The 13389-nt window shown below is 56.5% G+C and carries 10 protein-coding genes; 4 read left to right on the plus strand and 6 right to left on the minus strand.

Annotation, left to right across the window (positions count from 1 at the left end; genetic code table 11):
* Window positions 1–14: 14 nt before the first annotated feature.
* Window positions 15–1316, minus strand: a complete 1302-nt coding sequence (locus BM323_RS16095) for an LLM class flavin-dependent oxidoreductase (RefSeq protein ID WP_008109483.1) — start codon at window positions 1314–1316, stop codon at window positions 15–17.
* A 33-nt stretch (window positions 1317–1349) separates the two neighbouring features.
* Window positions 1350–2420 (minus strand): iron-containing alcohol dehydrogenase family protein, encoded by a 1071-nt coding sequence (locus BM323_RS16100; RefSeq protein ID WP_091004089.1) that lies wholly within the window; start codon window positions 2418–2420, stop codon window positions 1350–1352.
* 287 nt (window positions 2421–2707) lie between these two features.
* On the opposite strand from BM323_RS16100, the gene BM323_RS16105 reads away from it, so the two are divergent.
* Genes BM323_RS16105 through BM323_RS16115 form a run of 3 tightly spaced genes read left to right on the plus strand, consistent with a single transcriptional unit; the run spans window position 2708 to window position 5705 of the window.
* The gene (locus BM323_RS16105) at window positions 2708–3253 is read left to right on the plus strand and encodes a GNAT family N-acetyltransferase (protein ID WP_008103163.1); all 546 of its coding nucleotides are present in this window, start codon (window positions 2708–2710) and stop codon (window positions 3251–3253) included.
* Window positions 3250–4392 (plus strand): amidohydrolase, encoded by a 1143-nt coding sequence (locus BM323_RS16110; RefSeq protein WP_008103162.1) that lies wholly within the window; start codon window positions 3250–3252, stop codon window positions 4390–4392. Before BM323_RS16105 ends, BM323_RS16110 begins: the two co-directional genes overlap by 4 nt.
* On the plus strand, window positions 4392–5705 hold the full coding sequence (locus tag BM323_RS16115; protein WP_008103160.1) for an MmgE/PrpD family protein: 1314 nt from the start codon (window positions 4392–4394) through the stop codon (window positions 5703–5705). The genes BM323_RS16110 and BM323_RS16115 overlap by 1 nt, the downstream gene beginning before the upstream one ends.
* Here the strand turns inward: BM323_RS16115 and BM323_RS16120 are convergent.
* Together BM323_RS16120 and BM323_RS24685 are read right to left on the minus strand one after the other, a co-directional pair.
* Window positions 5702–5926 (minus strand): hypothetical protein, encoded by a 225-nt coding sequence (locus BM323_RS16120; protein WP_008103158.1) that lies wholly within the window; start codon window positions 5924–5926, stop codon window positions 5702–5704. The genes BM323_RS16115 and BM323_RS16120 overlap by 4 nt on opposite strands.
* A 114-nt stretch (window positions 5927–6040) precedes the next feature.
* Complete coding sequence (locus BM323_RS24685; protein ID WP_008103156.1) at window positions 6041–6166, minus strand: hypothetical protein; 126 nt, start codon at window positions 6164–6166, stop codon at window positions 6041–6043.
* 377 nt (window positions 6167–6543) lie between these two features.
* On the opposite strand from BM323_RS24685, the gene BM323_RS16125 reads away from it, so the two are divergent.
* On the plus strand, window positions 6544–10254 hold the full coding sequence (locus BM323_RS16125; RefSeq protein WP_008103154.1) for an FAD-dependent oxidoreductase: 3711 nt from the start codon (window positions 6544–6546) through the stop codon (window positions 10252–10254).
* A 450-nt stretch (window positions 10255–10704) separates the two neighbouring features.
* Here the strand turns inward: BM323_RS16125 and BM323_RS16130 are convergent, their stop codons facing one another.
* Both BM323_RS16130 and BM323_RS16135 read right to left on the minus strand, forming a co-directional pair.
* The gene (locus tag BM323_RS16130) at window positions 10705–10959 is read right to left on the minus strand and encodes an AbrB/MazE/SpoVT family DNA-binding domain-containing protein (RefSeq protein WP_008110213.1); all 255 of its coding nucleotides are present in this window, start codon (window positions 10957–10959) and stop codon (window positions 10705–10707) included.
* A 60-nt stretch (window positions 10960–11019) separates the two neighbouring features.
* Window positions 11020–13320, minus strand: a complete 2301-nt coding sequence (locus BM323_RS16135) for a molybdopterin-dependent oxidoreductase (RefSeq protein WP_008110212.1) — start codon at window positions 13318–13320, stop codon at window positions 11020–11022.
* Window positions 13321–13389: the final 69 nt, after the last annotated feature.

Below are 13389 nucleotides of genomic sequence, written 5' to 3' on the forward strand. Positions count from 1 at the left end.
AGCTCCTGAATGGGTTAAGCCACTGGCAAACCGAGGTTTTCACGCAGCGTGGCGAACTCGTAATCATCACGGAACAGGCCGCGACGGCGCAGTTCCGGAATCACCAGCTCAACGAACAGATCCAGCTGCTCGGACATAATCGCTGGCATGATGTTGAAACCATCCGCGCCGCCCTCGTTCAGCCACAGCTCGAAATCATCGGCGATATCTTCAGCGGTGCCGACAATCACGCGATGTCCGCGTGAACCGGCCGCCACTGCCGCCAGCTCGCGCAGCGTCAGATTTTCACGCTTCGCCATGTCGGTCATCAGTTTAACGCGGCTCTGGTTACCTTCACCCAGCGGCACTTCTGGCACCGGACCATCCAGCGGGAACTGGCTGAGATCCATGCTGAAACGCAGCGACAGCTGACGCAGACCGTTTTCGATATCCACCAGCGTGTTGAGCTCTTTCCACAGCGCTTTGGCTTCTTCACGCGTGCGGCCAACAATCGGCATCACGCCCGGCATAATCACCACGTGATCCGGATTACGACCGGCGGCGATCACCTGATCTTTCTGCGAACGATAGAAGGTTTGCGCTTCTTCGAGGCTGGCCGCAGCGGTGAAGATCACTTCAGCGGTTTCCGCCGCCAGTTTCTGACCATCGGCGGACGAACCGGCTTCGATAATCACCGGACGACCTTGCGGTGAGCGGGTGATGTTCAGTGGACCTTGCACCTGGAAGTGCTCGCCTTGGTGGTTAATCGGCTGGATTTTGTCATCAACAAAGTACGCGCCGGTCTCTTTATTCGGCTGCACCGCGCCCTCTTCCCAGCCGGCCCACAGTTTTTCCGCTACTTCGAGGAATTCACGCGCACGCGCATAACGCTCGGCGTGGTTCGGCATATCGTTGCGGCTAAAGTTGCGTGCCACATCGGCAGAGAACGAAGTCACCACGTTCCACGCGGCGCGACCACGGCTGATGTGATCCAGCGAGGAGAAGCTGCGCGCCATGGTGAACGGATCGCTGAAGGTGGTGGACGCGGTGGCCGCCAGACCGATGCGTTTGGTGTTGACCGCCAGCGCCGACAGCATGGTCAGCGGCTCAAGGCGCGCCATAGTCGATGGCAGGCGATACATGCTGGTGGCCAGCGCATCGCCGACGAAGAACAGATCGAATTTACCGGCTTCGGCTTTTTTGGCGATGGTGATCAGCCAGTCAATATCGGTCGGATCGCCGAGCTTTTCCGTCAGGCGCCAGCCGCTGACGTGTTGTCCAACCGGCTGCACGAAAAGGCCTAAACGGATGCGGCGTTGTTGTTGTGAGTTAGCCATTAATTTGTCCTGGTCAATTAAAAGTGGTGCGATTTAAAACGTGTTCTCGGTCGCCAGTAGCGCCTGTTCCAGCGCATCAGCAGAGATGCGGAATGGCAGACGTTCGGCGCTGGCCGCCGGGAATTTGATTTGTTCCGCGATGGTACGGATCGTCGCCCTGCGGTCGCCGGTTAGCGGCGCTAAGGTCAGCGGCATATCGTACTCGCGCAGCAGCGCCAGCAAATCGGCATCCGGCACGCCGTTATGCTCAATCAGCGATTGCACCAGCAGGCTATAACCCACTTTTTCGCCGTGCAGCCATTCGTGCAGTTCCGGCTGATGTGTCAGACGATTGTGAATGGCGTGGGCAAAACCAGGCGTGGGCAACACATCGCGCACGCTGTTGGCTAATCCGGCCAACACGATGTTGGCATCGATGATTTTCACCAGTTCCGGCGTGACAATCTGCTGTTTGTTAGCGGCAACCGCCGCTGCACCCAGATCGCGATAGAGGTCCAGCGCGCGTTTGGCGGTCATTACTTTGAGATCCAGCGCCAGATCGTTGGGATTGTTACGCTGGTAAGGGTAGAACTCGTAATATTTTGCCAGCGCATCAACGATGCCGGCCTTCAGATAGCGCACATCGCTGCGCGCGATAATCTCGCTATCCACCAACACTAAATCCGGCATTTTGCCCAGCGGCTGGCTGCGCACATGGCCGCCCTGCTCATTGTAAACAATCGCTACCGGTGACCAGGCAGCGCAGGTCGCCGCAACCGTGGCGAAGTTGATTACTTTGAGATCGGGCAGTTGGCTGCCAACCGCTTTCGCTGCATCCAGCACGCGTCCGCCGCCGACCGCAAACAGCAGTTCAGCGCCCTGCTGCTCGACATTTTGCTTCAGGGTTTCAATCGCGGCATCGGTGCATTCACCGGTCAGATACTCTATTTCCCAGCGAATAGCATTGGCTTCAAGGCTCTGAGTTAATTCCGGATTAACCGCCTGCCATGCGCGAGGAGAAGTAAAGATGCGAATATGGGAAGCGTAAGGTTTGATAAATTCTCCGGCGCGCGCACGCAAACCGGATTCATGTGCATATGCACGCGGAGATTTGATCGCTAACACGGCGTCACCCTGATTAAGAATAAGGCTATAACGGATTAAATTAAGATAATTCAGAGGGTTAATACAGAATAGTTATAGCGCTATGTGTTTTCTGCATACTACGGTAAATAACGATTTAAGCAATGCAAAAGGGGTGATTTCATTTTCACAAATTCGCATTAGCTTAGTTATTTTTCACATATAGCGGGGAATGGCTTTGCTGGTAATCTGATCTCTTTTGTATGGACGCCTGTTAGGTCGCCATTAATGGCGACCCTACAAAAGCGCATATTTTTCCGGGGATGTCTATGTCACTTGAATTTCGTCAGGTCAGAGAAGACGAGGTGGAAACTTATCAGGCGCTGATGCATGCCGCGTATGCGCCTACGCTGGCGCTGGGCATCAAGTTTGATGCCGCAACCGCCGACCTTGCCAAAACGTTGCGTCATCTGCAAAGCCACGGTGTTTATGCCCTGTATGCCGATGAGGTGATGGTCTCATCCGTTACCGTACGTTATCCGTGGGGACCGCTGCCCGGCCCGTTTGGCCTGCCGCACATCGGCTGGTTTGGCGCGCATCCCGATTATCCCGGCAAGCAATATGGCCGTCAGGTGCAGGATCGCCTTGAGCAGGAGATTCTGCTGGGCCAGTTACGCGCCCCCGCAGTGTCGCTCGGCACCGCCAACAGCCATCCGTGGCTGATCGAGATGTACAAAAAGCGCGGTTTCCAGCTGATGCACACCACCGATCTCGGCAAAGGCCACATCACGCAATATATGAAGAAAGTACTGGATGAAGCTGCCCACGATGCGTGGTTAACACGCCAGGCGGCGCAACAAGGAGTAAAAGCATGAGCCAATCACTCGACACCTTAGGCGAACAGCTGATCGCTTTCCGCCACGAACTGCACCGTTTTCCCGAGCTTTCCAATCAAGAGTTTGAAACCACCGCACGTATTCGTCAGCAATTAGAGAAACACCAGATTCGCGTGCTGGATCTGCCGCTCAAAACCGGTTTAGTCGCGGAAATAGGCCGTGAAAACGGTCCGCTGATGGTGCTACGTTCTGATATCGATGCGCTGCCGATTGAAGAGCAGTCAGATGTGAGCTTCCGATCTGAACGTCCCGGCGTGATGCACGCCTGCGGCCACGACTTCCACAGTTCGGCGGCGCTGGGTGCAGCGATTTTGCTTAAACAGCAAGAAGATACGCTGCCAGGTCGCGTGCGCATTCTGTTCCAGGCTGCGGAAGAGACCGGACAGGGCGCGCCCGATGTGATCGCTACCGGCGCGCTGGATGACGCGGTGGCTATTTTCGGCATCCACAACGATCCGTCGCTGCCGCCAGGCGTGATTGGCAGTAAAGCCGGTCCGTTAACCGCTGCGGTTGATCGCTTTGATATCAGCATCACCGGCATTGGTAGCCACGCCGCCAAACCGCATCAGGGCAACGATCCGATTGTGATTGCTGCGCAAATTATCTCGGCCGCGCAAACGCTGATCAGCCGCAATGCGCCATCTGGCGATAACGCGGTGGTCTCGATCACCCAGATTCACAGCGGCAGCACCTGGAACGTGATTCCGGATAGCGCCTGGCTGGAAGGCACAGTGCGTTCTTTTTCGCAGGAAACGCGCGAACGTCTTGAGCAGCGCTTCCGTGAGATCGTGCAAGGTATCGGCGCTGCCTTTGCCGCCAAGGTGAAATTCAACTGGCATGCAGGCCCGCCTTCGGTAGTAAATGACGCGCACTGGGCCGATTTTGCCTTGCAGCAGGCCAGCGCTAGCGGCTTTGAGGCGCGCGTGGTGGAAGCCAGCCCAATCGGCGAAGACTTCGCGTTCTATCAGCAACAGCTGCCAGGCGCGTTTATGATGATTGGCACCGGCGAACCTTATGCGCTGCATCATCCGGCGTTCCGCATCAATGATGATGTGCTGCTGCCAACGTCACGCTATCTCGCCAATCTGGCGGTCGCGGCCCTGAAGAGCGTGAACTGATGAACCTGACTGCCGCGCTGGCTGAGCGCATTGTTAACAGCCAACCGGACACCGTCGCACGCGATGCCGCGCGCCAAGGCGTGCGTGATTTCCTCGCCGTCAGCTGGCCGGTATTGCAAGGCCAGGTGCCGGATAGCGGTTTACCGGCGCTGCGCGGCGTGTATGGCGACGGCAGTGCGCGATCTCACGCGCTGCTGCTCGGTTATGCCAGCCACGCGCTGGATTACGATGATTTTCATGCGGATTTCCGCGGACATCCCAGCGTGGTGATTCTTCCCGCGCTGTTTGCCTGGCAGCAGCTGCAGCCTTCTGAGCTGGATCAGTTCCTTGATGCCTACGCGATTGGCGTCGAAGTCGCCGGACGTTTAGGTCTCGCCGTCAGCCAGCAGCATTACGCCTTAGGTAATCACAATACCGCGACGCTCGGCACGGTTGCCGCCGCCGCCGCGCTGGCGCGGTTGCTGGCATTAGATGTCTCTGCCACCGCAACGCTGCTCGGCATCGCCACCACGCAGGCCAGCGGTTTACGCGCGCAGTTTGGTTCGGCAGTCAAGCCGCTGCACGCCGGGTTTGCGGCTGCACGCGCGGTGACCGCCGCACAACTGACGCTAGCGGGTTTTGATGGCAAGCAGGATGGGGTAATTGAGGCATTCATCTCCGCCACCAGCAACGGCCAGGCGCAGCCGGAAAAGCTGATTGATAACTGGGCGCAGCCGTGGCGTATCGTTACGCCTGGACTGGAGTTCAAACCCTTCCCCACCTGCGCCGGTACGCACAGCGCCGCCGAAGCCACGCGCATTTTGCGCAATGAATGGCTGGCGAGTGGTAAATCACTGGAAAGTTTGCTGGAAAGCATTAGCGAGATCAGCGTGGCGTTTCCGCCAGGCGGCGATATTGCCGCATCGGTGCGCGTTCCGACCAACGGCATTGAAACGCGTTTCAGTCTGGAATACGTGATTGCCGCGATGCTGATTTATGGCGATTTGCGCTTGCAGGATTTTGCCGAAGGCGAGTTGAATCAGGAAGTGATGCCGCTGGCGGCCAAAGTACTTCGTACGCCAGATGAAAATGCGCCGCCGGATGCGATTAACCCGGCGCTGCGTTTTCATCTGGTGACGATTACGCTACGCGATGGCTCGCAGTTGCAGCATCACCGCACACGTCAGCAATCGCTGGCCGATGCGGTGGATGTGGCAGGCAAGCTGCGTGCGGCACTGCAGCAGGAATCTCCGCAACGCCAGCAACAACTGCTTAGTAGCAGCGAGCTGGCTAACAGCGCGCATCTGGCGCAATTAACTCAGTTGCTGGGTTAGAGCGTTTCTACCGGCTCCAGCGCATCCTGAATGGCATCGGCCAGATTTGCGATCTCATTGGCAACCGCCTGCAAATCCCACGATGCCTTTGATCCGCTGGCAGAGGTTGAGGCACTAACTGACTCTTTTGCTACAGCTAACGCCGCCGCAACCGCAACGGTGCGCTTATGTTGCTCAACCGTAACGCCAATCGCTGGCTGTGTGAAATAGTCGTTGACCATCGTATCTCTCCCTTAAGTGTTAAAAAAATAAATGAATCCTGGAGAGGTATTATGGGGGAATTACAGCAGAGTGCACTCTAAATAGTGAGCCGCCAGCGGCGGCTCGACCCATTTTCAGATTTTAGGTTGCTGATCTTCAGGGAATTCAGTATCGCGGGGTAAATCATCATCTTCGTCGGGTAATGTTTCATCATCACCTGGCAGTGGAATTACATCATCATCATCTGGACGTTCTGACATAGGTACCTCCGTAAACCCGAAGTGGGTTAATTAAAGTGTAGTGACGAAATAAATTAAGAATCGCCCTTATTTTCATTATGTGAGTTAAGCGTAAGAAATAGTGAAGTAATTAATTATTCAACTTCTCATGCCGCTTCACTTATATAAGTAAAACCAACGCTTGGCTTATATTCTTTTCATCTCAGTGATTTGCGTTAAGCTAAAGCGTGGTTATAATTTTAATTAGGCTCAATAGCAACTTTTAGGTCGCCATAAATGGCGACCCTACGAAATTCGTGCTATTTCCGTAAGGCGCGCATTCATGCGCGCCCCATAAACAAAGCAGTTAACTTCTTTTATTTATTTCACTTTCCTGAATTTTATTCCGGGGGAACACCATGCCGCCATTTTCCAGCTTTTGGCAAGCCGGTTATGAGGGAGCGGATCATATCAATCCCTTCGGCGAACGGCTTTCAATGAATGCGCTGACCGACCATTTATCGCAATACCACAACGATTACGCCGCGCTGCAGCAGTTTGGCATTACCTCCGCCCGCGAAAGTATTGGCTGGCGACTGGCGGAAATGGAACCGCAAGCCACGCTCGAAAGTTTAAAAAAACGCATGAATTCAGCTCGCTCATTTGGCATGCAAATTAACTGGACCTTTTGCCATTACGGTTGGCCGGACGACTTAACCTTATTTTCCAGCCAATTTGTACCGCGCTTCGCCGCTTTTTGTCAGCGCATGGCGCTATTTCTCGCTGAATATTATGAAGAGGCACCGATTTATTCACCGATGAATGAAATCTCGTTTATGGCATGGGGAATTTCTGTCGGGTTGTTTGGCAATAATGTACATAGCGATCCCGATGAGATTAAACGTCAATTAATTCGCGCCACGCTGGCGGGTTGCGCTGCCATTCGCCGCGCCGATCCGCGTGCGCGTTTCCTGCACTGCGACCCGATTATTCATGTGGTACCGGATGAAGACAGCGATGCGTGTCGACTGCGCACCCGCGATATTAACGCTTCGCAATATCAGGCGTGGGACATGATCGCCGGTTTGCGCGAACCGGAACTCGGCGGCAAGCCGCACTATCTCGATGTGGTTGGCGCTAATTATTACCACGGCAATCAGTGGCTCACCGGGTCCGGCTGTTGGCTGGAGTGGCATCTGGGCGATGCGCGCCGCGTGCCGCTGCATCCGCTGCTGGCGCAGTTAACCGAGCGTTATCAACGGCCCATTTTGCTGGCGGAAACCAGCCACGTCGGCAGCGGTCGCGCCGCATGGCTTGCACAAGTGACCGCTGATGTCGCGCAAGCCCAGCTCAACGGCTGTGATATTCGCGGCATCTGCCTCTACCCGATTATCGATCGCCCGCTTTGGGAAGATCTCGAAGACTGGCCACGCAGCGGATTGTGGGATGTCGATCCTCACAAAAAGCGCCTGCTGAACCCGGTTTATGCCGCGTCATTACAGCAATCACAACGAGTATTAGCCCGTTTTCAGAGACTTATCATCCCAAACAGCAGGCCAAAGGAAAGCGTCATGAAACAATCCGTATTAGTGGTATTCAGTCATTTACGTTGGGGATTTGTCTTTCAACGTCCACAGCATCTGTTGTCGCGCCTCGCCCAGTTCCACCGCATTGTGTTTATCGAAGAGCCGATTTATCAGCCCGGTGAAGCCGCGTTACGCCACTATCAACCGGCACCCAATGTAACGGTGATCGAGCCGCATACCGATGTGGCCGCGCCAGGTTTTCATGACAGCCAAATCGCTGTGCTGCAACCGCTGCTGGCCGAGCTGCTGGATGACGATGAAACGCCGCTGGTGTGGTTTTACACGCCGATGGCGCTGCCGCTGCTGGCCTGCTTTACCCCGAGCGCGATTATCTATGACTGCATGGATGAACTTTCCGCCTTTAATCAGGCGCCGCGCCAGCTGCAGCAGCGTGAATCGGCGCTGTTGAGCCGCGCCGATTTGGTGTTCACCGGCGGCACCAGCCTGTATGAAGCGAAGAAACATCGCCATCCGCAGGTTTATTGCTGTCCAAGCAGCGTCGATGCAGGACATTTTGAACAGGCGCTGGACCGCACTAACAGCCATCCGCTGCAGGAAAACCTGCCAAAGCCGCGCCTCGGCTATTACGGCGTGATTGATGAGCGCCTCGATTTGACGCTGATTGCCGCGCTGGCGGATGCGCATCCCGACTGGCAGATTGTGATGGTCGGCCCAGTGGTGAAAATTGATGCCGCCAGCCTGCCCCAGCGCAGCAATCTGCATTGGTTCGGTCAGCAACCGTATGCCGCCTTGCCGCACTTTCTCGCCGGCTGGGATCTGTGCCTGATGCCGTTCGCGCTCAATCCATCGACGCGTTTTATCAGTCCAACCAAAGTGCTTGAATTCATGGCTGCGCAGTTGCCGATCGTGAGCACCGCGATTGCCGATGTGGCACGACATTACAATGACGTGGTGAGCATCGCCGATTCACATCAGGGCTTTATTCAGGCCTGCGAAGCTGCACTCAATATGCCGCTGGAAACCCGCAATCAGCTGGCGAAAAACATGGCAGCACGAGTAGCGGAAACCTCATGGGATCGTACCGTCGAGGAGATGCAGGCGCATATCGTTGCACTGACGAAACGCCAGATCTCCCATCCTGACGTGACCGCCGCCCGTCCACCCGCGCAGGCGCATAACACCGTTGAGTGCTTGATTCTGGGTGCCGGGCCAACCGGATTGAGTGCCGGTTATCATTACGGCACGGGCGCGGTGGTGCTGGAGAAAAATGCCAGCGTGGGCGGCTGGTGCCGTTCGGTTGAGGATCAGGGATTCACCTTCGATCACGCCGGCCACATCATGTTCTCCAACGATCCTTATGTGCTGCGCCTGTACGACATCCTGCTGGGCGACAATCAGCACTGGCAAACGCGTGAAGCCTGGGTTTACAGCCATGATGTTTACACTCGTTATCCGTTCCAGTCGGCGCTGCACGGTTTGCCCGCCGAGGTGATTGGCGAATGCGTGTTGGGTGCGATTGAAGCGCGCTATGCATCACCTCCCGCTTTGCAGGCGGTCGCCACCGAAGCGCGTCGTGATTGCTGTGCCGATGGCGCCATCCCGGATGGTGAAAGCCTGGCCTGTCAGCCGGAGAGCGAAGATTTTGAGAGCTTTATTTTCCGTACCTGGGGCAAAGGCATCGCCCGGCATTTCGCCCTGCCGTATAACCAGAAACTGTGGAAAACTCCGCTGGTGAATATGGAAACCTCTTGGCTCGGCGGACGCGTGCCGCTGCCGGATTTGGAGCAGATCATCTCCGGCGCGCTGGCGCCGCTGGATAAACCGGTCGGTCCTAACGCGCGCTTTGGCTATCCGCTGCGCGGCGGTTTTCAGGCGCTGATGGAAGGATTTCTGCCACATCTGAACTGCACGTTGGAGATGGAAGCGGACGTCAGCGAGATTCAGCCGCTGCAACGACGCGTGCTGTTGAGTGATGGTCGACAGTTCCATTATGACCAGATGATCAGCACCTTGCCGCTGCCGGAACTGGTGCGATTGATAGGCAGCTTTGCCCCGGAGGCGGTGCATAAAGCGGCGCAGCAGCTGCGCCATATCTCGGTGCGCTGCGTTAATCTGGGCATTGGCCGCGCAAATATCAGTGATAAGCACTGGATTTACTATCCCGGCAACACGCTGTTCCACCGCATCTTTTTGCAAGGTAATGCCAGCCCGCACTGCAATCCGCAAGGCGGTTTTGGCCTGACTTGTGAAATGACTTATCGCGCCGATCAGCCGCTGCCTTGCGAAGGTGACGCCTTGATTGAACGCTGCATCGCGGATTGTATTCGGGTCGGCATCATCAATGCCGATGATGAAATCGTGACCGCCAGCGAAGTGGATATGCCGTACGCCTACGTGGTGTACGACCATCAACGCACCGCTAACGTTACGCTGATTCGCAACTGGCTGGCGACGCAAGGCATCCAGCTGTCCGGGCGCTACAGCGAGTGGGAATATTACAACTCGGACCACGCGTTCCTCGCCGGAAAACGTGCAGCAGAAACGGTGAAAGATTTGACGCAAAACCGGAAAACCACGGCGTGAGATGAAAAAGCGGGTCAGTTAAGCCACCGACGAGTGAGCTGGACGGGGCCGAAGCTTCAGTGCGCGTTGTCAAAAAGAGCTCATTTGCCAGAGGCACTGGCGCGTCTGCTGCGGCAAAAGGGCTATTCGCAGCGCTGAGGCTTTTACGTTGGGCCAGGAGCCTCACGCATGGATGCGTGAGGCAGTTCGGGGTCGGCCAGGGAAGGCCGATCCGCGAACGGTCCGTTGGCACAACGTGGAAGCCGAAGGCACCGCGCCAGCGGCGCGAGGACGGCCCGTGACGCAGCAGATGTGTCAGAGCCCGCACCAGTTTCTCTACTGACAAGCATTACGCCATCAATGGCGACCTAAGGATTTTTAGCGAGATTTTCATAGGGTTCGCATTTAGCTTTTCAAAGCGGATCAATTAAATCCACCACCATCGATATGATTTCGTCCATGATGTGCGGTTCAACCTTCGCGGCAAAACTCGTCTCTTACTGCCTGATTGAACTGACGAATCTCGGCCTGATCAATGCCAGCTAACAGTTGGTCCATTGTTTTCCTGCCTCGTGCAATCCGGTTAACAGGTTTGATTTTGATTGACTCGTCAGATGTAGTGACATCCAGCTCAATCCCCACATGCCAACCGGCTTTGGTCGCAATATCACTGGGAATTGTTAGCACGAGGTTTCCGCCTTGCCGACGCATTTTGGTTAGGGCCATATATCCTCCAAAGTTAGCATTGATGCTCACATCCTTTGCCGGTCGCCATGAATGGCGACCCTACGAGAATGATAACGTATTTGGTGGATTAAACGCCTGTACCGGCGTCACTTCGCCGCGATATTTACGCACCTGGACTACGGTGATTTGCCCGCTGCAGCCTTGTGCCAATGACGAGGTGCCGATATCCAGCGTCAACACATTAGGATTACCGTGACGGCACAGCGGACGCAGCGCGGTGGGATCGACCGGATCGTACCAGGCGCCAGTCGGCAGCTGCACCACGCCGCGCATGATGGTTTCGGTCAGACGCGCACTGGCGAGTACGTGGCCGCGCGCGTTATAGAGCTCGATAATATCGCCATCGTTAATACCTGACACCGCCGCATCAGCCGGATGCAAACTGCACACTTCGCGGCCATCGCGTTTGCCGCTCAGGCTGTAATCCCCAAAATCGAGCTGGCTGTGCAAGCGCGTCGCCGGCTGATTGGCGATCAGCCAGAACGGATGATCGGCATTCGGTTGCTGCTGCGGCTCGCGCCATACCGGATGACCGGGACAGTTTTCATAATTAAAGCTGGCGATGGTGGCGGAAAAAATTTCGATTTTCCCGCTCGGCGTCGGCAGCGGTGACGCTTCTGGATCGGCACGAAACGCGTTGATCATGCGGCCGCCATCTTTCAGTTGCGGTAACTCCAGCACGCCTTGTTGCCAGAACTTCTCGAAGTCAGGGATCTCAACCTGATGCGCCGCCAGCTTCTGTTGCAACTGAGCGTAATGATGCTGCAACCAGCCGCGCGTATCGCGTCCTTCGGTAAAGGCTTCTTCCCGACCTAAACGGCGCGCCAGCTCGGTGAAAATCGCGTAATCATCTTTGGCTTCGCCGAACGGTTGTGCCACCGGCTGCATGGCAAACAAGTGGCGATCGGTAGGCGCACCGCCAATGTCTTCACGCTCCAGCGTCATGGTGGCGGGCAAGACGATATCGGCATGGCGCGCGCTGGCGGTCCAGGCGATTTCATGCACGATCAGCGTATCCAGCTGGCAGAAGGCCTGACGCAAGCGCGCGAGATCCTGATGATGATGGAACGGATTGCCGCCCGCCCAATAAGCCAGACGGATGTGCGGATAGGTTAAGCGGCGGCCATTGTAGTCAAATTGCTTGCCGGGATTGAGCAACATATCCGAGATACGTGCCACTGGAATCAGGCGATCGATGCCGTTTTTGCCCTGTGGCAGCGCCGGGAAACTTACCAGATTATGATGCTTACCGTAATGGCCCAGCGCGCCAAGCGCATAAGTGTAGCCACCGCCCGGCAAGCCCGGCTGACCGAGCGCGGCCGCCAGCACCAATCCCAACCACACTGGCTGTTCGCCGTTTTCGGCGCGCTGCAAGGCATGCGCCACCGTCACCAGCACGCGTTTGCCGTGCAGCTGACGGGCGAAATCACTGATGAAATCCGCGCTGACGCCGCAAATTTCTGCTGCCCACGCCGCATCGCGCGGCGTGCCATCTTCTTCGCCACGAATGTAGGCCGCCATTTCTGGCCAGCCCACGGTGTAACGCGCGAGGAAAGCTTCATCGGTCAGCTGTTCAGCGATCAACACCGATAACACGCCGAGGATAAAGGCCGCATCGGTGCCCGGTCGCAGCGCCAGCCATTCGCCCTGCGCTTCTTCCGGCAGATCGCTTTTCAGCGGGCTGACCGAGATAAAGCGCGTGCCACGCTGTGCCGCCTGCTGCATAAAGCCGCGCTCGGTGTGTTCGCTCAAGCCGCCGCTGGCGACCTGCGAGTTTTTCAATGCTAAACCGCCAAAAGCCAACACGATTTCGCTGTGCTGGGCGATCTCTTCCCAACTGACGCCGCGACGCGCAATTTCAGTCATATCGCCGACGATATGTGGCAGCAATACTGACGCGGAACCCGAACTGTAACTGTTGACCGAACGCACGTAGCCGCCGAGCGTGGTGTTGAGGAAGCGATGCACCTGACTTTGCGCGTGGTGGAAGCGCCCGGCGCTTGACCATCCGTAAGAGCCGCCGAAGATGCCTTCCGGGCCATAAGTGTCGCCGACGCGTTGCAGTTCGCGCGTCACCAGCGCGTAAGCTTCATCCCAGCTCACCGCGACGTACTCATCGTTGCCACGACGATCGTCCGGGCCCGGCCCGTTCTCCAGCCAGCCACGACGCACCATCGGACAGGAGACGCGCGCCGGATGATTTAAGGCAGTGCGGAAATTTTGCAGCAGCGGGCTGGGATCGGGATCGCCCTTGAACGGTTCGATAGTGAGCCGATCGCCCTGTTGCTGGGCATGAAAAGCGCCCCAATGGGCGCTGTGCATTACCGGTTTTTGCGTCATTGTTTTTTCCTTCATGCTTGTCAATTCGACGCATCCAGGTCGCCATAAATGGCGACCCTACAACAGACC

The organism is Pantoea sp. YR525 (assembly GCF_900116775.1).
Taxonomy (GTDB): Bacteria; Pseudomonadota; Gammaproteobacteria; order Enterobacterales; family Enterobacteriaceae; genus Pantoea; species Pantoea symbiotica.